The organism is Sphingobium cupriresistens LL01, from assembly GCF_001046645.1.
GTDB lineage: Bacteria > Pseudomonadota > Alphaproteobacteria > Sphingomonadales > Sphingomonadaceae > Sphingobium > Sphingobium cupriresistens.
In genome coordinates this window covers 1390609-1415830 of sequence record NZ_KQ130434.1, presented here as the reverse complement: position 1 = coordinate 1415830, position 25222 = coordinate 1390609, and the positions used below count along the sequence as shown (strand labels likewise).

The following is a 25222-nucleotide window of genomic DNA, read 5'->3' as shown; positions in this document are numbered from 1 at the left end:
GCCTCACATCTTCCGCACGATAGCCACGACGCGGCCGACGACATGCAACTCACCGTCATATGCGGTTTCTGGCGGTACGCTTTGGTTATCGGACATGATTTTCACGCTGCCGTTCGGCATCGGGCGCAGGCGCTTGATAATGCCCGCCTGCCCGTAAGCCGCCGCCCAGATGCGATCGGCCATTCGGACCTCATGCTCTGAGGTGTCGATCAGAACGATATCGCTATCCAGGATCGTCGGGGACATGGAATCACCGGTCCCGGTCGCGAAGAACAGCTTGCTTGCCGGGGCGCGAGTGAACTGCCTGATCCAGCTTTCGGAAAAACGGTAGGTTTCGCCGGTGACGGGAATGTCCAGATATCCCCCGGCGCCCATACCGTAGGCGATATCCCACTGCTGGATTTCCAGCTCGTCAGTTTCGTCGCGGGTGACGATCACCCTATCCTGTCGCGATCCCGCTTCGTTACTATCATAGTTGGCTGCGATTATCGCCTCTGGCGAGACGCCGAGCGCGGCAGATATTTTCATGATCCAATCTTGGTTCAAGCGCCGGTCGCCGCGCTCCAGCTTGCCTAGATTGTTTAGTGTGGTGCCGATCGCGTCAGCCAAATCGGTTTGCGACATTCCCGCCGCTTTGCGAATCTGTGCGATGTTGTTGGACATGGCGACCTTGTGCCCAATAAGGGCACTGCCGGTAAGATGACAGATTGGGCGCATTTTGTGATTGATTGATGTGCCCAATGTGGGCATATTATGCCCCATGAGGCTGATCGACCATTTGAAGACTGTCGACAAGACGGTCGCCGCTTTTGCCGAACAAATCGGTGAATCCGAAAACACGGTTCGCAAGATCGTTTACGGTCAGCGTCAACCCTCCCTCCCGCTTGCGGTCAAGATCGCGGCCGCCACCAAAGGAGCGGTCACTGAGGCTGATCTCATCCTTTCCCAAGGAGCGGCAGCATGACCCGCGAAGACCACGACGCCGCGACGCTCGCCCTCATCACCCGCTATGTCGGCCAAATCCTCCCCTGCCAGCGCGACATGGCGGCTGAGTTGGGCAGCACCGGCACGCGGGTCAATCACAGCATCGCGCGGCTCCAGCAGCAGGGCAAGATCAGGGTCGAGGGGCTGGGCAATTGCCGGTTGATCGATGTGCTTGGCGTCGGATTTACGATCCCCCGCTACGGTAATCGCGAGGTGGCGACCTATCAGGCCGCCCAGCCGGAGCCGGTGCGGCTGGAAAGCTATAGCTGCGGACGATGTGGCGCGCGGAATTGCGAACGACATGGCGCGGCAATCATCACCACTGGTCGCGCTGGTGGCTGGGCTTTGGCTGCGGGGGTTCGGTAGATGGCGCACCCAATTTGCCGAAATTGCCGTCATCATAAAACGACGCCGATCATGCAATTCGAACTTTGCGAGCGCACTCGTCGCGACATTGGCGGTCCCGATCCCGTCACCGGCTATCAGGATAACCGGGCCAGCCATTGTGAGGATGAGCGGAAATATCGCTTCTTCATCGGCAAGCGGTGCGGCCCGTCCGCGCGATTCTTCGAGGGGAAATAGGCCATGCCTCTCCACGATACGATTGGCAATGGCGGCGATCGGTTGGGCGTCCACCTCATAGTCGAGACGCCCGCCGGCGACGCCTATGTCAATCCGCAGCCTGTCGCGCTGGTCGAGCGCGTCGATGCTCCCACAATCGAGCGTCGCCCCGGTGCTGATAATTCCCTTTTGCATGAGGATGTCAGTAAATGACCCGCAACCCGCAAATCCACGGCAGGCGATCCAGTTTTTCCGCGAGTGTTGCACTTGCACAATTGGGCGATGACCTGACCAATATCCGCAAAGAGGACGGTTTGACGTGGAAAGACGTTGGCCGGGTGCTGGGCAAGAGCGAGGATCGCGCGAGCAATTACGCAACCGCACTCGCTGAAATGCCGGTGTCGTCTTTCCTCTTGGGCTGCCGGGAATGGAATGGCCGATTTGGCAACGGCGTGCTGGGCCTAATCGGGATGAAGCTGACCGAGATCGGGGCTGACACCTACAGCGATGGCGAAAAACTGTCGCACATCCTGCGCGTCGCACACCTGCTTGCCGCCGCTCTGGGCGACATGGAGACGCCCGGCACCGTTGATGATGACGAGCTGCGCGAAATCGGATCGGAGGCGCTGGACGAGGCGCAGCGGGCTATTGATGCGATGCGGGTTCGGTTGTCGCGGCTTAATGGGCGGGAGGTGGCGGCGTGACCTACCAGCGCAAAGAGATCATCGGCAATGCCGTGCTGTATTTGGGGGACGCGCGGGAGGTTTTGCCGACGCTTCAGCCGGTGAATTGCATCGTCACTGACCTGCCATATCAACTGGAATCGGGTGGGAACACCACTGGCGAAATGCGCGGTAAGTTTGCTCGCGAAGTCTATGACAACAGTGGTTCAATCATCCCCGTTGATATTGAATTTTCTGAGATCATGCCGCTGGCTGCTGCGATTCTGCCGAACGGTCATGCCTACTTCATGGTCAACAACCGCTATGTCGCGGAGGTCCAGAATGAGGCGCTGGCGGCAGGCTTCCGCTTCCACAATTGGCTGGTGTGGGACAAATCAACAGGAACGCCGAACCGTTGGTATATGAAGAACTGCGAATTCACGCTGTTCGTATTCCGTGGCCCCGCCAAATATATCAACGACTGTGGTTCCCGCCAGCTTATTAAATGTCCGAACGTCATTGGTGGTCAGCATGAGACGCAAAAGCCCGTAGCGCTCATGGCGCATTACATTGGCAACAGCACGCTCATGGATGAGGTTGTGCTCGATCCCTTCATGGGCAGCGGCACCACCGGTGTTGCAGCCGTTCAGATGGGCCGCCACTTCATCGGCATCGAGCGCGAACCCAAGTATTTCGACATCGCCTGCAAGCGCATCGAGGATGCCCAGCGCCAGGGCGACATGTTCGCGGAGGCCGCCGCGTGAAAACCATGCAGCAAGCCGTTGACGAGGCGGCGCGGAAGGCGCGGCGGGATAGCGATCACTGGATGCGCCAGTGCCACCGCCATGCTGATCGGGCGGCTGCGGCCGATGCAAAGCGGGAGGAGGGCAAGTGATCGAACTCCACCTGCGCCGCCACATGGCGACCAATCCCCACAAATTCGACCTTGAGCATAGCCGCTGGGCTGCCCCGTTGCGCGCGGCTGCTGCTGCGAGGTTCCCGGTGGGTCGGGATCAGGTCGGACGCTTCACCAACAAAGGGACTGCATGATGAGCGACAATATCGCAGCGGACGTTCTGCGCCAGCATATCGAGGCGATCGAGCGCCTGGAATCCGAGAAGGACGGGATCGGGGATGATATCAAGGACCGATATGCCGCGCTGAAATCCGAAGGCTTCGATGTGAAGGCCTGCCGCAAGCTGATCGCCATGCGCAAGAAGCGCGCCGACGAGCGGACGCAGGAAGAGGCGGTGCTTGCCACCTATGCCGCCGCGCTGGGCATGCAGCTTGGGTTTGATATCTGACTATGCAAATCGCCCTCCCCTTCCCCGCGTCGATTCTGGCCGGCCATGCAAAAGGCAATGGCAATTGGGCCAAGATCAAGGCGACCAAGGAGCATCGCGAATGGGCGCGACTGGCCACGCTGGAAGCCTGCCCGAATGTTTCTGGGGAGGGCGATATTCGCCTGCATATCCGGTTCATGCCTGCCAATCGGCGCGGGGATCGTGTGAATTTTCCCAATCGGATGAAGCCGTATTTTGACGGGATCGCGGATGCCTTGCGCGTCAACGATAGCCGGTTCCTGCCCAGCTATGAATTTTGCGCGCCTGGGGGTGTTGGGCAGGTTGTTGTGGAGGTCGTGGGGGAGTGAGCAACGTCGTCCGCCTCCACACGCCTGGCGATGTCCACCGCCTATGGGACGAATACGCCGCGCTGGTCCGTGCCGTTCGCGAAGATCCCGCGCTGATGGACAATCGCCCGCACAATGAGGCGATGATCCGCGCGCACCGCCGTTTCGCCTCCGCCTTCGCCGCCTCGGAGAATATCGCGTGATCGAAAATCAGAAAATAGAGGCGGTTAAGAATGTCGAGAGCGAGGCCACGATTCTTGGCGCGCTGATGATCGAGAATAAGCTGATCGACCGCGTTGCCGACCGCCTTTCTCCCGATGATTTTTCGGAGGCGCTTTTCGGCCGCGTTTATAGCGCCATCATTCGCGAATTTTCCCTTGGCCGCACTGCCAATCCGGTCACTCTCAAGCCCTACCTGAGTGATGATCCTGCGCTAATGGAATTGGGCGGCGTTGGATATTTGGCCGGACTCACGGGCAGCGGCGGTGCGATCGTCATGCTCGAAACCTGCGTTCAGCAGGTGATCGACATGGCCAAGCGCCGCAAGCTGATCGACGGACTGACAACCGCGGCGATGATGGCGGCGGATATGAGCGCGACGAACGAGGAGGTGGTCGGCGCAGCAGACGCGGCTCTGTCCAGTATCAGCGACCATAGCGATGGCGTGGTGCAAGTCAGCGCCAGCCAGGCCTTCAACGAAATGCTCGCTGCCTATGATGAGGAGCGCCACGGCGTCACCAGCGGCGGCCAGATCCATAGCCTTGACGAAGTGCTTGGCCCAATTCGCCCGCACCACCTTGATATTCTCGCAGGCCGCCCCGGCATGGGCAAGACCAGCGCCGCGCTATCCTATGCGCTTGGCGCGGCCGCTGCTGGCCATGGCGTGCTGTTCGTCAGCCTGGAAATGAACCGCATCGAATTGATGCAGCGGGCGACCAGCGATGTCATATTCGATGGGCAATCCGGCATCCCCTATGAGGCGATCCGCGATGGTCGATTCACCTCCGACAATGCCCGGCGTCGCGTCTACGAGGCGGCCCGCGTCTTTCGCAACCTCCCGCTCCATCTGGTGGACGCCTCGTCGCTGACGATCGGCCGCCTCAACATGATCGTGCGCCGTTACAAGCGCCGGATGGAGGCAGCGGGGCAGAATCTCGAATTGGTCATGGTGGACTATCTCCAGCTTCTCCGCCCCGACTTCCGAACCGATAATATGAACCTTGCTGTGTCTGAGGTTTCTCGCGGGCTTAAGGCCATAGCCAAGCAGTATGACCTTGGCGTCATGGCGCTGGCCCAGCTTAATCGCAGCGTCGAGAGCAGGCCCGACAAGCGCCCCATGCTCTCCGACCTGCGTGACAGCGGTCAGATCGAGCAGGACGCCGATGCGGTCGTGTTCCTCTATCGCGACGAATATTATCTGCGCCAGGGCAAGCCGCCTGAAACGGACGGCAAGTTCATCGACTGGCAGATGGCTATGGACAAGTGCGCCGGCCAGATCGATTTCATCGTCGCCAAGCGCCGCAACGGGCCTAGCGGGTCCGCGACCGGGCGGTTCTTTGGCGCTTACCAGGCTGTTCGGGGGGCTGTGCAATGACCTCTTGGGTTCGCCTGTGGCTGGACATGCCAACCGATCCGAAATGGCGTGTCATCGCGCGCAAATCAGGACAACCGCTGCCGTGCGTGATTGCCCTGTTCACCCTCATGCTGACTGAGGGCGCGAAGGCCGCAAAGCCAGGGACAGTTGCCGGACTGTCTGTCGAGGACGCTGCCGCCGCGCTCGACATGGACGAGGATGCCGTTTCCTCGATCATCGCAGCGATGGACGGGCGCGTGATCTTGGACGGTCGATTGACTGGATGGGAGAAGCGTCAACCCAAAAGAGAAGACGATAGTTCTCAGAGGGTTAAGAAGCACAGGGCAGAAAAGCGTGACGCATCGAAACGCGATGTAACGCAATGTAACGCCCCAGAAGCAGAAGCAGAAGCAGATACAGAGGCTGCTAGCGCAGCCAGCGCGGGCGCGCGCGATGAACGGGATATTCCCACGATCGCTGACCGCATCGCAAAAACAACCGGTTTCGTTCTGGAGGATTGGGGGAAGGCAACAGAAGCCCAGGCATTGGTCCGCGGATGGATGGATGCCGGGGCCGATGAGGCAATGATTGTCGAAACGATCACTGCCCGGCTTGCAACTGCCCGCCAACGCCCGCGGCGCCTGTCCTATTTCCGAGAGGCGATCACTGACGCCCTCTCTGATCGCAAGAATGCGCAGACGCAGGTTGCCACCGAAACCGGTGCATTGATTGACCGCGTGTTGGGGAGGTCCGCCGCATGACGAAAATCCGAGAGCTTGAATGTTTGTGTTCCGCCCGTGAGCGCGACGATGGCCAGCAGCGGCCGAGGAAATGCTGGGCTTGCGGGAAGGTGACGATGGGGAGGTTTGGGAAGTGAGTAACGCCTACGTGATCGCTGACCTGCATGGGCGGTTCGACCTGCTATGCCGGGCTATCGACTTGATTGAAGCCGACGCTGGCGAACATGGCGGGCGTTTCATCGTCTTGGGCGATTTTGTCGATCGGGGGCCTCAGTCGCGCAACATCATCGACCTGCTGATGGCTGGGCCTCAGCGGCCGAATTGGCAATGGACTGTGCTGCAAGGCAATCACGAAGCGATGATGCTGGAGTGCCTGGGCAATCCTGGAATCCTGCGCTGGTGGATCGGCAATGGAGGCGGGCAAACGCTCCAGTCCTACGGCTACCAGCATGGCGACGATATGTATCCGCTGCGCATCCCATTCGAGCATCTGGACTGGCTGGCGTCGCTTCCGGTTGTGGTCGAGGATGACTATCGCATTTACGTCCATGCTGGCGTCCCATACGACCAGCCTGTCGCCGAAGCTAAGCCTGAAACAATGCAATGGATGTTGTACGAGGGCTATGATCCGCAGGGCGATGCCGCGGAATTGATGCCTGACGCCTGGCATGTAAGCGGCAAGCATATCGTTCATGGTCACGAGCAATCTGCGAGCCATCCGCTTTGCAAGTCGCACCGTACAAATCTGGACAGCTTCGCATGGTCAACGGGTCGTGCGGCGATTGGCGTGTTCGATGACGACGCCCGTGGCGGCCCGGTTCGGATCATGGATGCGATCGGCAAGCCTTTCGACCAGCGCGATTTTGGCGGGAGGGGGTGATGGGGGAGGTTGTGACATGCGTGACTTGCCGGTGGTTCATGGAATTGAAGCGCCCCGGGTTTCCAGGAGGCTCCAACTTGTGAGAAGGAGCATCCGTTATGAGCAAGACAACCAACAAATTTTCACCTGAAGTCCGCGAGCGGGCGGTTCGTATGGTGGTGGAGCAGCGGGCCGAGTACGGCTCGGAATGGGAAGTGATGAAGTCGATCGCGGCGAAGATCGGCTGCTCGCTGGAGACGCTGCGCCGGTGGTGCCGCGAGGAGGCGAGCCGACGAGCGGGGCCAGCGGCGCTGGCGGCGGATGACCGGGAACGCCTGAGATTGCTGGAGCGCGAAGTGAAGGAACTACGCCGGGCCAACGAGATTTTGCGCAAGGCATCTGCGTATTTTGCGATGGCGGAGCTCGACCGCCCCGGGAGATGATGATGGCGTTCATCGACGTCCATCGCGAGGATTTGGGTATCGAGCCGATCTGCCGGGAACTGGCAATCGCCCCATCCTCCTACCATGAACACGCCGCGCGTAGTGCCGATCCCGGCAGGCGTCCAGCACGTGCGCAGCGTGATGACGAGATCAGGGAGCAGATCAAGCGGGTCCATGAGGCCAGCTTCGGTCTCTATGGCGCACGCAAGGTCTGGCACCAGATGCGGCGTGAAGGCATCATGGTGGCGAAATGCACGGTGGAACGATTAATGCGCGCCATGGGGCTGGCAGGCGTCCGTCGTGGGAAGAAGACGATCACCACCATCAGCAACCCGAAGGCGCCGTGTCCGCTGGACAAGGTCAATCGGGCATTTCGCGTCAGCCGGCCAAACGCCCTGTGGGTCGTCGATTTCACCTACGTGCATACTTGGGCAGGCTTCGTCTATGTCGCCTTCGTGATTGATGCTTTTGCCCGGCGGATTGTCGGATGGAAGGTCAGCACGTCAGCCACTGCCAGCTTCGTTCTGGATGCCCTGGAGCAGGCGATTCATGCCCGCAGGCCAGATCCCGATGATGGACTGATCCACCATAGCGATAGGGGAGTTCAATATCTTGCGATGAACTATACCCAGCGCTTGGCCGAGGCCAAACTCGTCCCCTCGGTCGGTAGCGTAGGTGATTCCTACGACAACGCCTTAGCCGAGACGATCAACGGCCTTTACAAGGCCGAGGTCATCTGGCGGCAGCGATCATGGCCAAGCGTTTCGGCCGTGGAAATGGCAACGCTGCGCTGGGTCGATTGGTACAATAATCACCGGCTCTTCGGCCCTATCGGGCACATCCCGCCCGCTGAGGCCGAAGACAATTACTATGCAGCCCTCGAGAACCTCGATATGGCTGCATAGCCAAATGAAAACTGCCTCCTGAAAACCCGGGGCGCTTCAAATCGCGAGGAGTAGGGCTTTACGTCGGTTCCGGCAAATGCAGGCGGCCTGTAGGATCAAGTTTCAGCCCAGTTCGCGGAATCGTGCAGCATCATCTTTGGGCCGATGCTGAGCGCGAGAGGCAACGCCGCGTTGTGGGTTTCTTGTTCGGGCAAAAACGATGCGGGCCTGCCGGTGAGTTTTGGGAAGCCGAGCAAGTAGTTCAGCCTCCAACAGGTGGATCGGCCGTAATTCCGCCGCCTCAGCCTCGTCAGCGCACGAAACCGGACTGAGGTAGGTAAGGGTAGCCAAGCATAGTTTTAGACGCCCTGTGGGGCTTGTATCGGGGATGACGGAAATGGCGAAGGCGACGGCAAGGCAGAGCAAGGCGATCGTGGAACTGGCTGCATCGATGAAGGCTCGCGCTGCCCAAGTGCAGGCCAAGCGGATTGCGCGGCCGCGGGAGTTGAAGATCAAGATCCCGCCGATGGACGCAACGCCTGAGCGGCTGGCGAAAGAGCCGGACGCCAGCATGATCGAGGTGAAGGACGAGAAGAACGCCGCTGGTTCGATCGTCGTCCGCCGGTTTCGCTCCACCCATCTGGACAGGCTGCACAAGAACGGGAAGTTGACCCTGCAACAATGGCAGGCCGGCGAATGGTATCGCAACAAGCACGACGAGGGCCATCCTTCGCCGCGCGTGACGGCGCAATATGGCCACCATGTGCCAGGTGGCGAGCCAAGTTATGGCCTTGCCCGAACCGAATATCAGTTGCGATGCAGGCAGGATTGGCTTGCCGCGCGCTCATGCTGGACGCGGGACCAGCAGGGGTTCATGGATCGGTTTCTTGTGCGGGACGAATTGCCGCGATATGGTGGGCGCAAGGCGATGCGGAACATTGCGTTCATCCGTGACGCACTAGAGGAAATGAGAGATTATCTGCGCTATTGACGATAGCGGAAAATTGGTGCATCCCGACAGATAACGTGTCGTATTGCGACATGACGAGGGCGGTTCTAGCGGGTCGCCCTTTTCGCATTTGGGCTGATGGAAGTATCGGCCCGACCTTCCCGACATGGCAATGACAGCACTCCCCTTGCGACGAGCATGGCCGGGAAGGGTGAACACATGGCTGAGCCTGCATACAAGCGATGGTACAAGACCGCGCGATGGCAGAAGCTACGCGCGCGACACCTGTATCATAACCCCCTCTGCGTGATGTGCTTGCCCCGCCCGACCCCAGCGACCGTATGTGACCACAAGGATCCGCATCGGGGTGATGAGGTGAAGTTCTGGGCTGGCCCCTTCCAAAGCCTCTGCAAGCAGCATCATGACAGCGACAAGCAGCGGATGGAGAGGGGCGGCAAGGCCAAGGCGGGCATCGGCGTGGACGGTTGGCCCGAAGAATAGCGGGGGGGGTATGCGAAAGTTTGGAGGCGATGACCCTCTAGACCGGCGCTGAACTGAAATTCGCACTTTTGCACATTGATATCCGGAAAGGGTCAATATGGCGACCAGAGGCGCAAAGCCGAAACCGGCCCGCCTTCGCTTGGTCGATGGCACCAACAACGTCACACGCCATGGGTCTGAGGGCGATGTCCGCAAGGTCGTAGAAGCGACAGAAGCCCTATTCGGCAAACCCACTTGTCAACGGCGGAGCAAAAGTCGGCCATTCGGCGGCGTAAAACCAGGCCATCGTGTTACATGCCGGGGGGAGTGGCGTGAGGGCGTAGCCCGAGGGCCACTCCCCCCGGCATTGGTGTAATTTTCAGGGTCTGGTTTTGGCCTTGCGGGCCCGGCTGTGCGCGAGGCGATAGCTTTCGCCGTTCATCTCGAGGATGCTGACGTGATGGGTCAGGCGATCGAGGAGCGCGCCTGTGAGACGCTCAGATCCGAAGGTTTCGGTCCATTCGTCGAAGGGCAGGTTGCTGGTGATGAAGGTGGAGCCGCGTTCGTAACGCTGGGAGATCAGCTCGAACAACAGTTCGGCGCCGGTCTTGGAGAGCGGCACAAAGCCCAGTTCGTCGATGATGAGCAGCTTGTATCCGGCCATCTGCTTCTGGAAGCGCAGAAGACGGCGCTCGTCGCGGGCCTCCATCATTTCGCTGACCAGCGCTGCCGCGGTGGTGAAGCCCACCGACAGTCCTTTCTGGCATGCTGCCAGTCCGAGCCCCAACGCTACGTGCGTCTTTCCGGTGCCTGATGGCCCCAGAGCGATGGCGTTCTCACGCCGCTCGATCCACTCGCAGCGCGCCATCTCGAGCACCTGCATCTTGTTGAGCCTGGGGATGGCGGCGAAGTCGAAGCTGTCGAGGCTTTTGACGGCGGGGAAGCGCGCGGCCTTGATGCGCCGCTCGACCATGCGACGCTCCCTGTCGATCATTTCCATCTCGACGAGGCGGGCGAGGAAGCGGATATGATCGACGCCTTCAGCGGCACATTGCCGCGCGAGCTTGTGATGCTCACGCAGGCACGTAGGCAGCTTGAGCGCCTTGAGATGGTGAGCGAGAAGGATCTCCGGGGCCTGATCGCTCATGCGGCCTCCTGCCGGTCGGAGAGCAGGCTCAGATAGGCTCTGGCAAAGGTCTTCTCGACCGTGGTGCGTGGCAGGAAGGGATAGACGTCCAGGTCCAGCCTGGGCGGTACGCGTTCGATCCGGCACAGGACGAGGTGCTTGACGGCATCGAAGCCGATGGCGCCAAGATCGATGGCCTGTTCGACCGCCGCCTGGAGATCGGCGAGGGTGAACGTTTCCAGCAGGCGCAGTACCTGCACATATTCGCGCCTGCCATGTTTGTGCATGCGCCCTTCCATCAACCGCTGCAGTGTCGTGAACGCTTCGGGCAGGTCCCAGCCCTGCAAAGGCGCAGCCTGGTCGAATGCGTTGATCTTCTGCTCGATCAGCGGGAGATAATGGAGCGGGTCGAAGACAACCTCCTCGCGGGCATAGCAACGAGGATGACGGGCGATGACTTCGCTGCGGCAGCCGATCACCACCTCATCGACATAGGCCCTGATCCAGACCTCCTGATGGCCCCAGGCCACCGGAACCGAATAATCGTTGGTCCTGTAGCGCACCAGGGATTGCGAGGAGACCCGCCCGCCTTTCTGATCGCAGGCCTCGAAGGGTGTAGCGGGCAGAGGCTGCATGGCCGCGAGATCGCGCTGCAGCCGCTCACCGATCGTCTCGCTCTGCCCGCGCACCTTGTCCTGCTGGCGCTTGCGGCATTGCTCCTCCAGCCACAGGTTGAACGCCTCCCAGGTCGGGAACTTCGGGATCGGCACCATGAAGTTGCGCCGGCAATAGCCTACCAGCCCCTCCACATTGCCTTTCTCGTTCCCCTTGCCCGGGCGAGCATAGCGGTCGCGGATCACGTAATGTGACAGGAAAGCGCTGAACAGCGTGGCACGCTGCCGCGTGCCGTCGGGCAGGATCTTCGTCACAAGGCAGCGATCGTTGTCATAGACGATCGAGCGCGGTACCGCGCCGAAAAACGCGAAGGCATGCACGTGTCCGTCCACCCAGGCCTCCGCCACCGCCGCCGGATAGGCCCGCACATAGCAGGCATCACTGTGCGGCAGATCGAGCGCGAAGAAGTAGGCCTTCTGCTCCACCCCGCCGATCTCCACCAGCGCTTCCCCGAAATCGGCCTGCGCATCTCCCGCAGGGTGCGCCAGCGGCACGAACATCTCCCGGCTGCGCTGTTCGCGCTCCCGGATGTAATCCTTGATGATCGTATAGCCGCCGGTGAAACCATGCTCGGTGCGCAAACGGTCGAATACCCGCTTCGCCGTATGGCGTTGCTTGCGCGGGACACTGCGGTCACCCTCAAGCCATCCATCAATGATCGCCACAAACCCGTCCAGCTTCGGGCGCTGCGGTACGGACTGGCGCCGGTAACCCGGCGGCGATGAAAACGACAGCATCTTGCGTACCGTTTCGCGCGACACATTGAAACGCTTCGCCGCCGCCCGTTGGCTCATGCCATCCGCGCAAGCCAGACGGACCTGAAGATAAAGTTCCACGCTGTAGATCCCCACACCTCCCTGACTCGGCAGAAAGGCTTCAAGGTGGACGACTTTTACGCCGCCCGCAGCAGGACTATCCCGCCGCTACCGTGGTCGAATATTGCTCCGCCGTTCTCAACTGGGTCAGCCATTGGGGCAGGTGTTCGACGGGCCAAACATGCCTGACGATGGGATTGTGGAGCGCTTTACCGGCTGCATCCCCTTGCTGGATGGGCGCTTCCTGATGGTGCCGCGCAAATTCGCCTATGTCGGCCTCTACACTCACCTGACCGGCGCGCAGCCTTTGCCGCCATCGGTGCTGATGTCGCCGTTTTATAGCAATAGCTTTTAAGGATTAGGGGCGTGAGTAGGCTTGAGCCACAGCTTAATTCGGTTATCAGCGTCGATTGTGCCGACAACAAATTTTCCGTCATCCGCGACATCATTGCACGCGGGGAGGGACTTAAACTTAATTCGGCCGTCATAATCAAGATAGGCACCCGTGTATTTGGCGGGGTCTTTGGTCATGGCATCATGATCCTCGATCGGTTTCTCTCGGCCGTCATCCAAGCATTCGGCGTGGCATCGGGAAATTTTATCATGGCGTCGCACGCACAACAAGGAGCATCGGCGATGTCTCCGTTTTATAACAATAGCTTCGGACATGGCTGACGAGCCGACGACCGCGCAATGGTTGCTGGGCGGCGGCGGCCTCGTCGCGTGTGGCGCAGGTCTAAAATGGCTGGTCGAATGGTGGAGCAAGCGCGATGAGCGCCGCCAAGCAAGAGAGGACCGTTTGAGGACTCAGGAATCGCAGCAGGTCCAAGGCCTTAACGTCCGCATTGACCAGTTGGAGGACAAGCTGACCAAGCTGACGGTCGCGGTCAACATCCTTGTCGCCAAAGAATTCCGCTCCGACCCGCATAGCCCGGAACTCCTCCAGGTCCAGGCGATCTTGGGTGACGCCTTTCCCCTGCACCTCCACGTCCCGCAGGACATGATCGACGCGATTGGAAAACTGTCATGAACATCGACAAGCAGATTGACGAGGTGATCCGCCGCGAAGGCGGTTATGTGAACCATCCGAACGATCGCGGCGGCCCGACCAATTGGGGCATCACGCAGCAGGTTGCCCGCGCCTATGGCTATGCTGGCGATATGAAGGCTTTGCCACGCGCGACCGCGGTGGCGATCTACCGCGAACGCTACTGGACCGCGCCAAAGTTCGACCAGCTCGCCGCGGTATTCCCCGAAATCGGCCACGAGATTTTTGACACTGGCATCAATATGGGCACCGCGGCCGCGGCGAAATTCGTCCAGCGCGTCCTCAATGTCTGCAACCGCGGGGCCGCGGACTATCCCGACATCACCGCGGATGGGCTGGTCGGCAAAATGACGATCGCCGCGGCCAATGGACTGAAGGCGAAGCGCGGCACCGCGGCCGGCGAAGTCCTCCGCAAGGCGATCGATGGCCTCCAGGCTGCGCGCTACGTCGAGATCGCAGAGGCAAATCCGACGCAAGAATCCTTTGCTTTTGGCTGGCTCGCCAATCGTGTTGGGGTGCTGCCATGACCGACCGCCAGCCCCTCATCGCGTTCGGCCTGCTCTTGTTCGCCATCTGCTATCTGGCGACCGTCGCGGCTTGGCTTGCTGCCCAAGGGAAATATGCGGAGGCGCTGGGCTTTGGCGGGATCACGACCGGGCTTGTCGGCGTGCTGGGGACTTTCCGACCGCGCAACAGCAGCGTCACGATCGACAACCCTCCGACCAATCCGGTTCAGACGGAGGAGGCGAAATGAGAAGGGCGACCCGCCTTCTCCCCCTCCTCCTGCTCACCGGCTGCGCGCACAACCTCGCCACCTGCGACAATGCGCGGTCGGTGGCGCAGGCTGCTACGGTGGTTATGGCGCGGGTTTGCCCGATCAGTCAGCCATAAGGTGCAGACGGCAGTGCTTAGTTTGAATTTAGCCTTTGATACCTTTTGACCAAGCGCTTTTGTGTGGCGGCTTGGGCGCCTTTCCCTTTTTTCGGTCATCGGGGTGGACCCATCCTTCAGGCGGCGCATAGGATGGCGGTCGCGTGATTAGACCTTTAGCCCCTTGCACTGTCTCCCCCATTACACATCGCTCTAAAATCGCAGCGGACAGGCTAAAATGCTTGAAGCAGTGCGGCTGGACCTTTGTAGGGACGGATTTGTTCGGCGGGGCTACGCCAAGCAAGCGCTTTCCTGGAAAGCGCTCACAAAAAAGCTTCGCAGTAGCGGCCTGATCGGAATCGGCACTTAAAAGAATTGCCATGTCATATTTGTCATCAACCGCGTCGAGCATCAGATGAAGCGCGACGTTGATGTCCGATTGCTTTTCATTCCATTTTTCTCCGTCATGCACGTGATGGCCGGGGATGACGGTTACACCGTGCGCACGCTGGGCGGCATTAAAGGTGTTATGGCGATCGCGCTTTTCAGGCATATGAGCTGGGACGGCCGTGCAGAACGCAACCTTTGTCAGCTTCGCTCCATGCGGTTCGCAGATAATTTCGCCCAACTTCCATAGGTTTGCCCATTTCAGGTAGGGCAAGCCCATCTCGTGGTTGGGGTGATAAAGGTTGAAGCCATCGATATAGAATGCAGCCCGGCATTCAACTTTTGGTTGACTTTCTTCCACTGACACTCTAGATGCCCCCTTACAACGCGATGCTGCTCTCAGCATAGCCAGCCCCGGCGTCTAACGGCGACCGGGGTTTGTTGTTTTAGTCTTTCTTTCTATCAGGTCCACGCTTTTTCAGCGCGTCTGGATATCGTTTCCTATTTGATAGAGAAGGCAAGGTCGGACTGGCGATCGAGGGGCTGGGCTACATCGTCGCAGCCGGCCGAGCGCTGATTAGGGCGGTAAAGGGTGATCCTGCCGCGCGCCGCGAAGGTGAAATGCGACAGGATCGCGCTGGCGATACCGACGCCGCAAGCAGAGGGCAATAAAAGGCTTGCGCCGCCGCGCGACCCGATTGGACATCGGGCACCGATGCGCATAATGTCGGCCCGCTCATCATCATCGTGATCGCTGCGCCATGGGCCTATCGGCACATCAAGGACATCGGCAGATGGTGAGACTCCTCCCCCTGCTCCTGCTCGCCTCCTGCGCGACGGCCAAATCCTACGCCACCTGCGACAACGCCCAGCGCGTTGTTGTCGCGGCGCAGGCTATGGTCGCGCGGGTCTGCCCGTTGGAGAGATGATGGCTCTCCGATATTTTGTGTTGATGAGCAAATTTTCTTGTTGACGCACGTTCGGGTATTGTTCGCGAGTCGGTCAAGGGCTATCGGGCCGCCCAGCACTCCTTGGCCAGCAGGCGCCCATTATCCCACTTGGCGACGTAGAGCGCCAGCCCCGCGCGCAGTTGCTCGCAGGCGACGTTGCGCCCACCAGCATATACTTGCGCTACCGTTCGGCCATAGCGATCCCGCGTAACCGGCGCGATCGTCACTCCACCGCGGATCAGCTTCGCCAGATGTGCCTTGCTCTTCTGCGGGTCGCCGGGTGCGCAGACGCGGCCCTTGCGGCAATGCCCCGGCATTTCCGGCGCGTCGATGCCCAGCAGGCGGACACGGCCGATCTCGGTGCATCGCAGGGTGTCGCCGTCGATCGCCACGCAATCGGGTTCTGGTGTCCAGATGGAGAGTAGGAGGATGGGGAGGATCATGCGGCCCCTTCAAACGGCACCAGTGCAGAAGCGCAAGCCCACTCGATCATCTGCATAACGATTTGGCGATTCTTATGCTGGCTGCGTTCGGCTGAGCAGCAAGCCTCTATGCCTGTAGGGTATTCGCCATTGCCATCGCTCAGATAGTGAACCCCGCGCACGCCAGTCGGCCCGGTGCCGACATGCTGACCGCCTTTCCATTCACTCATAGCTTGCGCCGGATATGGCTCGAATTTGATTATGGGGCCGCTCACCGCGAATAGCTCCCCCGATGCCCGCACTCACCATATTTGGCGCGGCGGGTTGCCCATGCGCGGGCACGAATGTCGGTGAGGTCGGCGGCCGATTTCGGCGCGGCCCGCCTCTTGTATTGACGGGCGAAGTCAGGGTCGCAGTCGAGGCCGGTGCCGTCGCAATCGGAGACGGCTTCGGCTATCAGCTTGGCATCGGATCGGGCTATCGTTCGCTCACCCACGGCCAGCCCCCCGGTAAGGCGACTTGTGTGCGGTAATGTGTGCGCTTCCACCGCGCAAGACCGGCTTGTTCCGTCAATGTTCGCGTGAACGGAATCGGAACGGCTCAGTAAATCCGTGCGGCCTTGGCCCTCCGAAGGCAAAGGCCAGTGGTTCGAATCCACTTGGGTGCACCATTATTCCTGATTTTCGATAGTCTTACGCTCGAAATCGAGTAGCCAGCGCTTGGTTTCCATGCCGCCGGCAAAGCCGGTCAGCGCGCCATTCGCGCCGACGACGCGGTGGCAAGGAGCGATGATTGAGATTGGATTGCGGCCATTGGCCGCGCCGACGGCGCGCGATGCCGTGGGGCGGCCGACGGCGCGGGCGATGTCGCCATAGCTGCGCGTCTCGCCGAATGGGATATCGCGTAGCGCCGCCCAAATGGTCTGCTGAAAGGGCGTGCCGCGAAAGTCCAGCGGCACCGTGAACGCCCGAAGCCGGCCTGCAAAATAGTCCGCCAGTTGCGCCGCTGCCGTCTTCAGTATCGGATGATCGCTGCGTTCCGCGCGCGCGCCCAGGCGGACGCGGGCGGGGTCGTCATCCTCCCACAGAATCGCCACGAGGCCGGTATCGCTCGCGACAAGCGTCAGTGGGCCGACCGGCGAGGGGAAAATGCTATGGGCCAGGATCATCTATCGTCTCCGCTATGCACCGAGGCCCATAGCGGAGATCGATCGGCGATTCTTCCCGCAGCTTGCGGCCAAAGCCTATTTCAGGCCGCCGCCCATGGCGCGATAGAGTTCGACCATGTTGCTGGCGCGGGTCAGGCGCGTGCTGAGCAGGCTCTGTTCCGCGCTGTAGAGCGAGCGTTGCGAATCCAGTGTCGTCAGGAAACTGTCGACCCCATAGCGGAAGCGCGCCTCGGACAAAGTGTAGGCGACCTTGGCCGAATCGCGCAGGGAGGTCTGCGCTTCCAACTGGTCGTTCATTGTGCCGCGCCGCGCGAGCGCGTCGGCGACTTCGCGGAAGCCGGTCTGCACGCTCTTTTCATAAGTAGCCAGCATCGCGTCATAAGTCGCCTTGGCGTAGCGCAGATTATTCTTGTTCCGACCAAAATCGAAGATCGGCAGGGTTGCGCTGGGCGCGACCGACCATGTGTCGCTGCCCGACGCGAACAGGCCTGAAAGGCCCAGGCTGACCGTACCGAGCGCCGCCGTCAACGAGATGTTGGGGAAGAAGGCCGCGCGCGCCGCGCCGATATTGGCGTTGGCGCCACGTAACTGATGTTCCGCCGAAGCAATATCGGGACGGCGCAACAGCACGTCGGACGCGATGTTCGCCGGCAGATTTTCCAACGTCGCGCCTGCCTGTGGCAAGACGTCGGGCAGGTCCGCGGCCGGGACAGTCGTACCGGCGAGCAGGTTTAGCGCATTTTGATCCTGCGCCACCAGCGTCGTCGCCTGAGCGATGTCCGAGCGGGCCTGATCGTAGCTGGTCTGCGCCTGACGCACTTCCAGATCCGATGCAATGCCCTTGGCGAAGCGCGCCTTGTTCAATTCCAGCGTCTTGCCGAACGCCTGTTCCAGATCGCGGGCGATGCGCAATCTTTCCTGATCCGCCGCCATGGCGAGCCAGGCATTTGCGGTTTCCGCGATCAGCGCGGTTTGCGCCGCGTTGCGGTTCTCGACACTGGCGAAATATTGCTCCTGCGCTGCCTTGGTAAGGTTACGCACGCGGCCGAACAGGTCGATTTCCCACGCAGAAATGCCCAGTTGCGCCTGATAGACGTCAGTGTTCAACCGCTGGCTCTGACCGAACTGGACCAGCGGCTGTTCCGAATAGGTCGCCGTACCGGTTCCCGCCACGGTGGGCAGCAGGTCCGCCCGCTGCACCTTATATTGCGCCCGCGCCTGTTCGACATTGGCGACCGCCAAGCGAAGGTCGCGGTTGTTTGCGAGCGCGGTTTCGATCACCCGCGCCAACCGGGCGTCGGTGAAGAAATCGCGCCAGCCGGTGTCTGCCGTCACGGCCGCGCCCTGCCCCCCTTCGATAGCATAGGCTGGCCCCTGCGGCGAGGTTGCAGGCACCGGCAGGTCCGGCCGCACATATTTGGGCGCCATGTCGCAAGCGGCCAGCGCCAGCGAGAGAGTGAGGGCGCCCAGCGCTGTTACATTGCGCATGGTCTTCAAGCCTCCTGCGGGGCGTCGGGGGTCGCCCGGTCGCCGTCCGCCTCATGATTATGATGTTCGCGGAACAGCCGCTTCACGACGGTGAAGAAAACGGGGACGAAGAATATCGCCAGCACGGTGGCCGACAACATACCGCCGACCACGGCCCAGCCGATCGCATTTTGACCGCCCGCACCCGCGCCCTTCGACATCGCCAAAGGCAACACGCCGAAGATGAAGGCGAAACTGGTCATCAGGATCGGCCGCAAACGCAGCTTGCCCGCTTCCAGCGCCGCTTTTGCCGGCGGCATCCCCTCGCGCATTTTCTCCTCGGCGAACTCCACGATCAGGATCGCGTTTTTCGCCGACACGCCGATGGTCGTGATAAGGCCGACCTGCAGATAGATGTCGTTATCCAGCCCCGCAAACGTGGCCGCAATCACAGCGCCCAGCACGCCCAACGGCACCACCAGCATGACCGCGATCGGCACCGACCAGCTTTCATAGAGCGCCGCGAGGCAGAGGAAGACGATCAGCATGGAGAGCGCATAGACATAAGGCGCCTGACCGCCGGAGGTGCGCTCCTCATAGGAAATGCCGTTCCAGCTGTAACCGACGCCGGCCGGCAGCTTTGCAGCGAATTCCTCCATCGCCTGCATGGCTTCGCCGCTCGAAACGCCGGGCGCTGGCGCGCCCTGGATATTCATCGACGGCACCCCGTTGAAACGCTCCAGACGAGCCGGACCCTGCACCCATTCCGTCGTGGCGAAGGCCGATAGCGGCGCCATCGTGCCGCTGCTACTGCGGACATGGAAAGCATTGATCGCATCGGGCGAGGTGCGGAAGGGCGCGTCGGCCTGTACGAAAACGCGCTTTACGCGATCACGGTCGATAAAGTCGTTGACGTAGGAACCGCCCAGATTGGTGCTTATCGCGTCGTTGACGTCGGCCTGCGCAATCCCCAGCGCGCCCGCCGCCGCCTGATCGACGTTCAGCTTGAGCTGCGGCGTATCTTCCAAGCCGTTGGGTCGAACCTGGGCCAGACGCTTGTCGCCCTTCGCCATGCCAAGCAACTGGTTACGCGCGGCAAGCATTTTTTCATGACCAAGATTGCCTTGATCGAGCAATTGGAAGTCAAAGCCCGATGCGTTGCCCAGTTCCTGCACAGCCGGCGGAACGAAGGCGAATGCCATGCCGGACGAGAGCTTCTGGAACGCCTTATTTGCGCGCAGCGCGATCGCGGGCACCTGATTATCCGCGCCCTTGCGATCCGCCCAGTCCTTCATACGGGCGAACACGATGCCCACATTCTGCCCCTGCCCCACAAAGCCGAAGCCGCCGATGGTGAAGACTGCGGAGACGTTTTTCTTTTCGTCCACCAGATAATGATCGCGCATACGGGCCAGCGCACGCTCGGTTTCCTCCAGCGTGGCGCCAGCCGGCAAAGAAATCTGGTTGATGATGATGCCCTGGTCTTCTTCCGGCAGGAAGCCACTTGGCAGGCGCAGGAAGATGAAGGCCATGCCAACCACGATGAGGCCATAGGCCAGCATCGTGCGACCCCAGCGACGCTCCACTTTCTCCACGCCCTGGCCGTAACGGACCACGCCCTTGTCGAAGGTCCGGTTGAACCAGTCGAAGAAGCGGCCGAAGATCGAGCCGATTGGTCCGTTCCAGCTATGGCCGTGCGAAGCGGGCTTCAGGATGGTGGCGCACAGCGCCGGCGTCAGGATCAACGCGACCATGACCGACAGGATCATCGAAGAGACGATCGTGATCGAAAATTGCCGGAAGATCACGCCCGTGGAGCCGCCGAAGAAGGCCATGGGCAGGAATACCGCCGATAGGACGAGACCGATGCCGATCAGCGCGCCGCTGATTTCATCCATCGATTTTTTGGCCGCCTCCTTGGGACTGAGGCCCTCGTCCTGGATCAGGCGTTCGACATTTTCCACCACGACGATCGCGTCATCGACCAGCAAGCCGATCGCCAGCACCATGCCGAACAGGGTCAGCGTGTTGATGGTGAAACCCGCAGCGCTGAGGATCGCCAATGCGCCCAGCAGCACCACCGGCACGGCGATGGTGGGGATCAGCGTCGCACGCCAGTTCTGAAGAAACAGAAACATGACGACGAACACCAGCAGGACGGCTTCGAAGAGGGTATGGATGACCTGTTCGACCGACAGTTTGACGAAGGTCGAGTTGTCGACCGGGAAGTCATATTTCACCCAACTGGGGAAATTCTTCGACAACTGATCGACGCGATTCTTGACCGCCTCCACTGTGTCGAGCGCGTTCGCGCCGGGCGCCAGCTTGACGCCAAAACCCGATGCCGGGTGGCCGTTGAACTTCACGCCGAAGCCGTAATTTTCCGCGCCCAATTCGATACGGGCGACGTCGGACATCAATACGACCGAACCGTCACTGTTGCTGCGCAGGCGGATGTCGCCGAACTCCTCAGGCGTGCGCAGGCGCGACTGGGCCGTGACGGTGGCATTGAGCGCCTGCCCCGCCGGCGAGGGCGATCCGCCGATCTGGCCAGCGGAAACCTGCGCATTCTGCGCGATAATCGCCGATTTGACGTCGCCGGTGGTAACGCCCAGATTGGCCATCTTATATGGGTCGAGCCAAATCCGCATCGCATATTGCGATCCGAACAGCTGGGTGTCGCCCACCCCGGTGACGCGGCTGATCGGGTCTTGCAGGCTGGATGCGATAAAGTCGGCAGCATCTTCCTGATCATGGATGCCATCGTCCGAATAGGCCGCCATGATGAGCAGGAAGCTGGAGGTGGATTTGCCCACACGCAAGCCCTGCTGCTGCACTTCCTGCGGCAGCAAAGGCGTCGCCTGCGACAACTTATTCTGCACCTGGACCTGCGCGATGTCCGGGTCGGTGCCCTGTTCGAAGGTCAGGGTGATGTTGAGATTGCCCGAACCATCGCTGGTCGAGGAGAAGTAGCGCAAATTGTCGATGCCCTTGAGCTGTTGCTCGATGATCTGCGTCGTTGTGCTTTCCAGCGTCTGTGCGTTGGCGCCGGGATAGCTGGTCTGGATCGTAACCGCAGGCGGCGCGATCTCCGGGAACTGCGCGACCGGCAGCGAACGGATCGCCAGCAGGCCCGCAAGCATGATGACGATGGCGATGACCCATGCGAAGATGGGTCGGTCGATAAAATAGCGGGCCATGGCTTAGCGCGCCCCGCCCTGGCCGGATGACGCGGCATTTTTCGCGCCGCCCTGAGCGGCCGTCACCTGCTGCGGCGCGCCGGGCCTGACGACCGTGCCGGGACGCAGGTTCACCAGCCCTTCAACGATCAGCCTGTCGCCGGGCTTGAGTCCGTCGGTGACGATCCACTTATCGCCCACGGCGCGGTCGACCGTGACCTGGCGCACTTCGACCTTATTGTCCTTGCCCACGACCATGGCGGTCGCACGGCCGCGCGGATCGCGACTGATGCCCTGCTGCGGCGCCAGAATCGCCTGAGTCCGCCGCCCCTCGACCAGCTTGGCGCGGACATACATGCCAGGCAGCAAGAGGCCATCGGGGTTGGGGAAGGTGGCGCGCAATGTCACCGCACCCGACGAGGGATCAACGGTGACTTCGGAAAATTGCAGGCGACCTTCGATCGGATAGGCGCTGCCATTGGGCAACAGCAATTGGATTCGCGCGCCGTCCGCTTCGCTGACGCCGCCATTCTTCATCGCCTGCTTGAGATCGATGATCTGCGCGGCCGACTGCGAGACATCGACATAGACGCTATCCGTGCGCTGAATCGTCGCGAGCGCATCCGCCTGGCCTGCCTGCACCAGCGCGCCGGGGGTAAAGAGAGAACGGCTGATGCGGCCGGAAATCGGCGCCCGGATGCGCGTAAAATTCTGATTCACCTGCGCCGCCTGGACCGCGCCACGCTGCGCCGCAACATCGGCGCGCGCCTGCTGGGCCGCCGCGTCGGCGTCGTCATATTCCTGTCGGCTGACGGCGTTGATGCCGACCAGATCCTTGTAGCGCTGGGCCTGTAGACCAGTCGACCGGATCGCGGCGTTGGCGCGCGCGAGCGAGCCTTGCGCCTGGGCCAAGGCGGCGCGGTACGGCGCATCGTCAATTTCGTAAAGAAGCTGGCCAGCGCGGACGTTGCTCCCCTCCTGAAACAGGCGCCGACGGATTACGCCACTGATCTGAGGCCGCACCTCGGCGGTCTCAAACGCTACGATTCTGCCGGGCAACTCATTCACCAGCGGCGCTGATTCGACCTTGAGCGTGACCACGCCGACGGCGGGCGGCGGCGGCGCAGGTGGCGGGCTTTCGCCGCATGCGCTCAACGCCAGTGCCGACGCGCATGCCAGCAGCCCGATGATTGTCCCCTGTTGCATCGCTTGAATATCCGTCTGTGAATTAGGGATCAAAGATGTGGAATGAATGTTCATTCCGCTTGCCCGGCAGGTACGATCATGGCAATGCGATTTCAAGAGGCAAAAAACGCCAAAGGGGTGGACATGAGTGCAGTGCAGCAAGAAAAAAACGGTCGCGTTCGCATTTTGGCGGCTGCACGGACATTATTCGACAACCATGGATTTCATCAGACCGCGATGGCCGAACTGGCGGTCACCGCTCAAGTTTCCGTCGGACAGATATATCGCCTATTTAGAAGCAAGGAAGATATTATCGAAGCGCTTGTCCTCGACGATGCCGATCAATGGTGCGCCGAAATGGAAGACGTCCAGGCGCGGCTGGATTCGGGCGAATTGACGGTGGAAGCGACGTTCAAACAATTATTTATACATACGATAGACGAGAAGGACGAAGCGCTGTCCTTCGACATATTGGCCGAAAGTTTCCGCAATCCCGCTGTTGCCGACACGATCGGCGCCATGTGCCAGCGGTTCCGCACCTATATCCGCTATTTCGCCTGCGCAGCCAATGACAAATTGTCCGGCGAAGCGCTGGATGCGGCGGAGGAAATGATCCTCGCCTGCCTGTTCGGCCTGGGTCACCGCAGCATCTCGCGGCCCCGACTGCCCGCAAGCAGCGCCGCCCACTGGACGGCGCAGATGATCGTCACCGCGTTGCGCAAGGTGTGACGGTTCAGTCAATTCGTCGATAGAGGTCAACGGTTTCCTGCGCACAACGGTCCCAACTATAGCCCCGCGCGACGACCAGACCAGCCTGCTGCGCCTGCATCCGCCATTGTCCATCGGTCAAAGCCTGCTCCAAATGGCGGGCGAAGCCGTCCACATCCTCCGGGCGTACGAGCATGGCCGCCCCGCCCGTCACTTCGGGCAGGCAGGAGGCGTCGGCGACGACGGCGGGAATGCCGCTCGCCATCGCCTCCACCGGCGGCAGGCCGAAGCCTTCATAGACCGACGGATAAACAAACAGCGCCGCGCCGGCATAGAGGAGCGGCAGGTCTTCTTCGGGCACAAAACCGAGGTAACGCACCCAGCCCTGACGCGCGCCCTTGTCCATGAGGTCGCGAACGGAATCGCTGAGCCAGCCCGCACCGCCTGTGACCATCAATGGCCAGCGTGCCCGGATGGTGGGCGGGAGCGCCTGCCAGGCGCGCAGCAATTCGGTGATCCGCTTGCGTGGCTCCACGGTCGATACGCATAGAGCATAGCCTTGATAGGCCAAGCCATAACGCGACAGCGTGGACCCGACCTGATCGGCATCTCGCGGATGGAAAGCGGTGCTTGCGGCCAGCGGGACTGCGGTTACGCGGGAAAGGTCGAGCGAGAGGAAGTCCGCGACTTCGGCCCGCGTCGTTTCGCTATCCGTGATGAAATGCGCGGCGCGCTCCACCGACAGGCGGAAATAGCGCTCAAACTGGCGAAGCCGCTCTTCGGGATGGGTTTCGGGATAGCGGAATACCGACAGGTCGTGAATGGTGATGACACCACCCTCACCCGCCGGGGGCAGAAAATAATTGGGGCCATGAAACAGATGCGAGCGCATGACGCTGGCGTTTTGCAGGTCGCGCGCCCAGCCGGTACGCTTCCTGATCCAGCGATGCACCTTGTTGCGTCGCTTGCGCGGCACCGGTTCAACCAGAAGGCTGGCAGGGTCTTCGATCCATTCGCCGTTCCGATAGAAACGCAGGCTGCTCATGTCGGGCGCCTGGCCGATCCTCTGCGCCAGTTCCCAGCTATAGCGACCGATGCCCGACAACCGTGGCTCCAGCGCTTCGATCGACAGGATGACGCGCAGGGTCATGCGATGCCGCTCTGCGCTGCAGCGAAACAGATAGGCGCAATTTCAGTCGAGGCGGCAGGGATCATCGGTTCAGCATTCCTGGCAGAACAAGACAGAACCGCCTTGTAACAACGCGGTAGCGGGATGGATGACTGATATGCAAGCGTAAATCCGGTTGTCGCCCCGCCGCGCCGGTCCCACGCTCCGCCGCATGGAGGCGTGGCTCGCGCTGCGTCGCGGCAACTTCTCGATGCGCGGGTGATTTCCCCTTCGAACCATATGAGAAGGCATTACATGAAGATGACGTCCGTTTTTGATCGCGCCTATT

Annotated in this window: 34 protein-coding genes and 1 other annotated feature; of the genes, 23 read left to right on the top strand and 11 right to left on the bottom strand. The window is 61.0% G+C overall.

Going from position 1 to position 25222, the window contains the following annotated elements:
- Nucleotides 1–3 precede the first annotated feature (3 nt).
- The gene (locus tag V473_RS06870; protein WP_169793919.1) at nucleotides 4–750 is read right to left on the bottom strand and encodes a S24 family peptidase; all 747 of its coding nucleotides are present in this window, start codon (nucleotides 748–750) and stop codon (nucleotides 4–6) included.
- A 10-nt stretch (nucleotides 751–760) separates the two neighbouring features.
- Here V473_RS06870 and V473_RS06865 point away from each other — a divergent pair, with 10 nt between their 5' ends.
- The 16 genes from V473_RS06865 to V473_RS24535 all read left to right on the top strand — a co-directional run bounded on the left by V473_RS06865 (nucleotide 761) and on the right by V473_RS24535 (nucleotide 9786).
- Nucleotides 761–964, top strand: a complete 204-nt coding sequence (locus V473_RS06865; protein ID WP_066601849.1) for a helix-turn-helix domain-containing protein — start codon at nucleotides 761–763, stop codon at nucleotides 962–964.
- Complete coding sequence (locus V473_RS06860; protein ID WP_066601846.1) at nucleotides 961–1350, top strand: hypothetical protein; 390 nt, start codon at nucleotides 961–963, stop codon at nucleotides 1348–1350. Before V473_RS06865 ends, V473_RS06860 begins: the two co-directional genes overlap by 4 nt.
- A gap of 51 nt (nucleotides 1351–1401) precedes the next feature.
- Nucleotides 1402–1566, top strand: coding sequence for a hypothetical protein (locus tag V473_RS24035; RefSeq protein ID WP_169793918.1), 165 nt, complete (start codon nucleotides 1402–1404; stop codon nucleotides 1564–1566).
- A 3-nt stretch (nucleotides 1567–1569) separates the two neighbouring features.
- Nucleotides 1570–1758 (top strand): hypothetical protein, encoded by a 189-nt coding sequence (locus tag V473_RS06855; protein ID WP_066601844.1) that lies wholly within the window; start codon nucleotides 1570–1572, stop codon nucleotides 1756–1758.
- Nucleotides 1755–2249 (top strand): hypothetical protein, encoded by a 495-nt coding sequence (locus V473_RS06850; RefSeq protein WP_148648335.1) that lies wholly within the window; start codon nucleotides 1755–1757, stop codon nucleotides 2247–2249. The genes V473_RS06855 and V473_RS06850 overlap by 4 nt, the downstream gene beginning before the upstream one ends.
- Nucleotides 2246–2971: a DNA-methyltransferase gene (locus tag V473_RS06845; RefSeq protein WP_066601839.1), complete on the top strand. Its 726-nt coding sequence runs from the start codon at nucleotides 2246–2248 to the stop codon at nucleotides 2969–2971. Before V473_RS06850 ends, V473_RS06845 begins: the two co-directional genes overlap by 4 nt.
- Nucleotides 2968–3102: a hypothetical protein gene (locus tag V473_RS24540; protein WP_269076434.1), complete on the top strand. Its 135-nt coding sequence runs from the start codon at nucleotides 2968–2970 to the stop codon at nucleotides 3100–3102. Before V473_RS06845 ends, V473_RS24540 begins: the two co-directional genes overlap by 4 nt.
- Before the next feature lie 151 nt (nucleotides 3103–3253).
- Nucleotides 3254–3511: a DUF2312 domain-containing protein gene (locus V473_RS06840; protein ID WP_066601837.1), complete on the top strand. Its 258-nt coding sequence runs from the start codon at nucleotides 3254–3256 to the stop codon at nucleotides 3509–3511.
- A gap of 2 nt (nucleotides 3512–3513) precedes the next feature.
- The gene (locus V473_RS06835) at nucleotides 3514–3858 is read left to right on the top strand and encodes a hypothetical protein (protein WP_066601835.1); all 345 of its coding nucleotides are present in this window, start codon (nucleotides 3514–3516) and stop codon (nucleotides 3856–3858) included.
- A complete protein-coding gene (locus V473_RS06830) occupies nucleotides 3855–4040 on the top strand; it encodes a hypothetical protein (protein ID WP_066601834.1) in 186 nt (61 codons plus the stop codon). Before V473_RS06835 ends, V473_RS06830 begins: the two co-directional genes overlap by 4 nt.
- The gene (locus tag V473_RS06825) at nucleotides 4037–5431 is read left to right on the top strand and encodes a replicative DNA helicase (protein WP_066601826.1); all 1395 of its coding nucleotides are present in this window, start codon (nucleotides 4037–4039) and stop codon (nucleotides 5429–5431) included. The genes V473_RS06830 and V473_RS06825 overlap by 4 nt, the downstream gene beginning before the upstream one ends.
- Nucleotides 5428–6171 carry a hypothetical protein gene (locus tag V473_RS06820; protein WP_066601825.1) on the top strand — a complete coding sequence of 248 codons (744 nt, stop codon included), beginning with the start codon at nucleotides 5428–5430 and terminating at the stop codon, nucleotides 6169–6171. Before V473_RS06825 ends, V473_RS06820 begins: the two co-directional genes overlap by 4 nt.
- Before the next feature lie 112 nt (nucleotides 6172–6283).
- Nucleotides 6284–7030 carry a metallophosphoesterase gene (locus tag V473_RS06815; protein WP_169793916.1) on the top strand — a complete coding sequence of 249 codons (747 nt, stop codon included), beginning with the start codon at nucleotides 6284–6286 and terminating at the stop codon, nucleotides 7028–7030.
- Nucleotides 7031–7128: 98 nt separating this feature from the next.
- Nucleotides 7129–8357 (top strand): IS3 family transposase gene (locus V473_RS06805; protein ID WP_096064161.1). Its coding sequence is split into 2 segments (ribosomal slippage): nucleotides 7129–7417 and nucleotides 7417–8357, totalling 1230 coding nucleotides; the frame shifts between segments, so codons are not numbered across the junction.
- Nucleotides 7410–7524 (top strand) — a sequence feature (AL1L pseudoknot). (Overlaps the previous gene by 115 nt.)
- Before the next feature lie 376 nt (nucleotides 8358–8733).
- Nucleotides 8734–9327, top strand: a complete 594-nt coding sequence (locus tag V473_RS06800) for a hypothetical protein (protein ID WP_148648334.1) — start codon at nucleotides 8734–8736, stop codon at nucleotides 9325–9327.
- Between the two features lie 333 nt (nucleotides 9328–9660).
- Nucleotides 9661–9786, top strand: coding sequence for a hypothetical protein (locus V473_RS24535; RefSeq protein WP_269076433.1), 126 nt, complete (start codon nucleotides 9661–9663; stop codon nucleotides 9784–9786).
- A 358-nt stretch (nucleotides 9787–10144) separates the two neighbouring features.
- Here V473_RS24535 and istB read toward each other — a convergent pair whose 3' ends face one another.
- Nucleotides 10145–10912 carry an IS21-like element ISSsp5 family helper ATPase IstB gene (istB, locus tag V473_RS06790; protein ID WP_007686288.1) on the bottom strand — a complete coding sequence of 256 codons (768 nt, stop codon included), beginning with the start codon at nucleotides 10910–10912 and terminating at the stop codon, nucleotides 10145–10147.
- The gene (gene istA / locus V473_RS06785; protein WP_011950768.1) at nucleotides 10909–12402 is read right to left on the bottom strand and encodes an IS21 family transposase; all 1494 of its coding nucleotides are present in this window, start codon (nucleotides 12400–12402) and stop codon (nucleotides 10909–10911) included. The genes istB and istA overlap by 4 nt, the downstream gene beginning before the upstream one ends.
- A 160-nt stretch (nucleotides 12403–12562) precedes the next feature.
- On the opposite strand from istA, the gene V473_RS24025 reads away from it, so the two are divergent.
- Genes V473_RS24025 through V473_RS06760 form a run of 5 tightly spaced genes read left to right on the top strand, consistent with a single transcriptional unit; the run spans nucleotide 12563 to nucleotide 14183 of the window.
- Complete coding sequence (locus V473_RS24025; protein WP_216628548.1) at nucleotides 12563–12736, top strand: hypothetical protein; 174 nt, start codon at nucleotides 12563–12565, stop codon at nucleotides 12734–12736.
- A gap of 11 nt (nucleotides 12737–12747) precedes the next feature.
- Nucleotides 12748–13056, top strand: coding sequence for a hypothetical protein (locus V473_RS06775; RefSeq protein ID WP_066601811.1), 309 nt, complete (start codon nucleotides 12748–12750; stop codon nucleotides 13054–13056).
- A complete protein-coding gene (locus V473_RS06770; RefSeq protein ID WP_066601810.1) occupies nucleotides 13049–13411 on the top strand; it encodes a hypothetical protein in 363 nt (120 codons plus the stop codon). The genes V473_RS06775 and V473_RS06770 overlap by 8 nt, the downstream gene beginning before the upstream one ends.
- Nucleotides 13408–13956: a glycoside hydrolase family 108 protein gene (locus V473_RS06765; RefSeq protein WP_066601809.1), complete on the top strand. Its 549-nt coding sequence runs from the start codon at nucleotides 13408–13410 to the stop codon at nucleotides 13954–13956. Before V473_RS06770 ends, V473_RS06765 begins: the two co-directional genes overlap by 4 nt.
- Nucleotides 13953–14183, top strand: a complete 231-nt coding sequence (locus V473_RS06760; RefSeq protein ID WP_066601807.1) for a hypothetical protein — start codon at nucleotides 13953–13955, stop codon at nucleotides 14181–14183. The genes V473_RS06765 and V473_RS06760 overlap by 4 nt, the downstream gene beginning before the upstream one ends.
- A 165-nt stretch (nucleotides 14184–14348) precedes the next feature.
- On the opposite strand, the gene V473_RS22795 is transcribed toward V473_RS06760, so the two are convergent.
- Nucleotides 14349–15053 carry an NYN domain-containing protein gene (locus V473_RS22795; protein WP_082678955.1) on the bottom strand — a complete coding sequence of 235 codons (705 nt, stop codon included), beginning with the start codon at nucleotides 15051–15053 and terminating at the stop codon, nucleotides 14349–14351.
- A 427-nt stretch (nucleotides 15054–15480) separates the two neighbouring features.
- Between V473_RS22795 and V473_RS24530 the strand changes: the two genes are divergently transcribed.
- The gene (locus V473_RS24530; RefSeq protein ID WP_269076432.1) at nucleotides 15481–15615 is read left to right on the top strand and encodes a hypothetical protein; all 135 of its coding nucleotides are present in this window, start codon (nucleotides 15481–15483) and stop codon (nucleotides 15613–15615) included.
- Nucleotides 15616–15695: 80 nt separating this feature from the next.
- On the opposite strand, the gene V473_RS06745 is transcribed toward V473_RS24530, so the two are convergent.
- The 6 genes from V473_RS06745 to V473_RS06725 all read right to left on the bottom strand — a co-directional run bounded on the left by V473_RS06745 (nucleotide 15696) and on the right by V473_RS06725 (nucleotide 23078).
- On the bottom strand, nucleotides 15696–16079 hold the full coding sequence (locus tag V473_RS06745) for a thermonuclease family protein (RefSeq protein WP_082678995.1): 384 nt from the start codon (nucleotides 16077–16079) through the stop codon (nucleotides 15696–15698).
- A complete protein-coding gene (locus tag V473_RS22790) occupies nucleotides 16076–16333 on the bottom strand; it encodes a peptide chain release factor family protein (protein WP_148648333.1) in 258 nt (85 codons plus the stop codon). The genes V473_RS06745 and V473_RS22790 overlap by 4 nt, the downstream gene beginning before the upstream one ends.
- 395 nt (nucleotides 16334–16728) lie before the next feature.
- Nucleotides 16729–17226: a methylated-DNA--[protein]-cysteine S-methyltransferase gene (locus tag V473_RS06740; RefSeq protein WP_066601803.1), complete on the bottom strand. Its 498-nt coding sequence runs from the start codon at nucleotides 17224–17226 to the stop codon at nucleotides 16729–16731.
- A 75-nt stretch (nucleotides 17227–17301) separates the two neighbouring features.
- Complete coding sequence (locus V473_RS06735; protein ID WP_066601801.1) at nucleotides 17302–18714, bottom strand: efflux transporter outer membrane subunit; 1413 nt, start codon at nucleotides 18712–18714, stop codon at nucleotides 17302–17304.
- Between the two features lie 5 nt (nucleotides 18715–18719).
- On the bottom strand, nucleotides 18720–21893 hold the full coding sequence (locus V473_RS06730; RefSeq protein ID WP_066601799.1) for an efflux RND transporter permease subunit: 3174 nt from the start codon (nucleotides 21891–21893) through the stop codon (nucleotides 18720–18722).
- A 3-nt stretch (nucleotides 21894–21896) separates the two neighbouring features.
- The gene (locus tag V473_RS06725) at nucleotides 21897–23078 is read right to left on the bottom strand and encodes an efflux RND transporter periplasmic adaptor subunit (protein WP_066601797.1); all 1182 of its coding nucleotides are present in this window, start codon (nucleotides 23076–23078) and stop codon (nucleotides 21897–21899) included.
- Between the two features lie 123 nt (nucleotides 23079–23201).
- Here V473_RS06725 and V473_RS06720 point away from each other — a divergent pair, with 123 nt between their 5' ends.
- A complete protein-coding gene (locus V473_RS06720) occupies nucleotides 23202–23786 on the top strand; it encodes a TetR/AcrR family transcriptional regulator (RefSeq protein WP_066601794.1) in 585 nt (194 codons plus the stop codon).
- 4 nt (nucleotides 23787–23790) lie between these two features.
- Here V473_RS06720 and V473_RS06715 read toward each other — a convergent pair whose 3' ends face one another.
- Nucleotides 23791–24915, bottom strand: a complete 1125-nt coding sequence (locus V473_RS06715; protein ID WP_066601793.1) for a glycosyltransferase family 4 protein — start codon at nucleotides 24913–24915, stop codon at nucleotides 23791–23793.
- Between the last annotated feature and the right edge of the window lie 307 nt (nucleotides 24916–25222).

What these genes read in the sequence shown, in the direction of transcription:
- V473_RS06870 (WP_169793919.1), bottom strand. Translation starts at nt 750, where the DNA reads ATGCCCACATTGGGCACATCAATCAATCACAAAATGCGCCCAATCTGT.
- V473_RS06865 (WP_066601849.1), top strand. Translation starts at nt 761, where the DNA reads ATGAGGCTGATCGACCATTTGAAGACTGTCGACAAGACGGTCGCCGCT.
- V473_RS06860 (WP_066601846.1), top strand. Translation starts at nt 961, where the DNA reads ATGACCCGCGAAGACCACGACGCCGCGACGCTCGCCCTCATCACCCGC.
- V473_RS24035 (WP_169793918.1), top strand. Translation starts at nt 1,402, where the DNA reads ATGCAATTCGAACTTTGCGAGCGCACTCGTCGCGACATTGGCGGTCCC.
- V473_RS06855 (WP_066601844.1), top strand. Translation starts at nt 1,570, where the DNA reads ATGCCTCTCCACGATACGATTGGCAATGGCGGCGATCGGTTGGGCGTC.
- V473_RS06850 (WP_148648335.1), top strand. Translation starts at nt 1,755, where the DNA reads ATGACCCGCAACCCGCAAATCCACGGCAGGCGATCCAGTTTTTCCGCG.
- V473_RS06840 (WP_066601837.1), top strand. Translation starts at nt 3,254, where the DNA reads ATGATGAGCGACAATATCGCAGCGGACGTTCTGCGCCAGCATATCGAG.
- V473_RS06835 (WP_066601835.1), top strand. Translation starts at nt 3,514, where the DNA reads ATGCAAATCGCCCTCCCCTTCCCCGCGTCGATTCTGGCCGGCCATGCA.
- V473_RS06820 (WP_066601825.1), top strand. Translation starts at nt 5,428, where the DNA reads ATGACCTCTTGGGTTCGCCTGTGGCTGGACATGCCAACCGATCCGAAA.
- V473_RS06800 (WP_148648334.1), top strand. Translation starts at nt 8,734, where the DNA reads ATGGCGAAGGCGACGGCAAGGCAGAGCAAGGCGATCGTGGAACTGGCT.
- istB (WP_007686288.1), bottom strand. Translation starts at nt 10,912, where the DNA reads ATGAGCGATCAGGCCCCGGAGATCCTTCTCGCTCACCATCTCAAGGCG.
- V473_RS24025 (WP_216628548.1), top strand. Translation starts at nt 12,563, where the DNA reads ATGCCTGACGATGGGATTGTGGAGCGCTTTACCGGCTGCATCCCCTTG.
- V473_RS06770 (WP_066601810.1), top strand. Translation starts at nt 13,049, where the DNA reads ATGGCTGACGAGCCGACGACCGCGCAATGGTTGCTGGGCGGCGGCGGC.
- V473_RS06765 (WP_066601809.1), top strand. Translation starts at nt 13,408, where the DNA reads ATGAACATCGACAAGCAGATTGACGAGGTGATCCGCCGCGAAGGCGGT.
- V473_RS06760 (WP_066601807.1), top strand. Translation starts at nt 13,953, where the DNA reads ATGACCGACCGCCAGCCCCTCATCGCGTTCGGCCTGCTCTTGTTCGCC.
- V473_RS24530 (WP_269076432.1), top strand. Translation starts at nt 15,481, where the DNA reads ATGGTGAGACTCCTCCCCCTGCTCCTGCTCGCCTCCTGCGCGACGGCC.
- V473_RS06745 (WP_082678995.1), bottom strand. Translation starts at nt 16,079, where the DNA reads ATGATCCTCCCCATCCTCCTACTCTCCATCTGGACACCAGAACCCGAT.
- V473_RS06740 (WP_066601803.1), bottom strand. Translation starts at nt 17,226, where the DNA reads ATGATCCTGGCCCATAGCATTTTCCCCTCGCCGGTCGGCCCACTGACG.
- V473_RS06735 (WP_066601801.1), bottom strand. Translation starts at nt 18,714, where the DNA reads ATGCGCAATGTAACAGCGCTGGGCGCCCTCACTCTCTCGCTGGCGCTG.
- V473_RS06730 (WP_066601799.1), bottom strand. Translation starts at nt 21,893, where the DNA reads ATGGCCCGCTATTTTATCGACCGACCCATCTTCGCATGGGTCATCGCC.
- V473_RS06725 (WP_066601797.1), bottom strand. Translation starts at nt 23,078, where the DNA reads ATGCAACAGGGGACAATCATCGGGCTGCTGGCATGCGCGTCGGCACTG.
- V473_RS06720 (WP_066601794.1), top strand. Translation starts at nt 23,202, where the DNA reads ATGAGTGCAGTGCAGCAAGAAAAAAACGGTCGCGTTCGCATTTTGGCG.
- V473_RS06715 (WP_066601793.1), bottom strand. Translation starts at nt 24,915, where the DNA reads ATGACCCTGCGCGTCATCCTGTCGATCGAAGCGCTGGAGCCACGGTTG.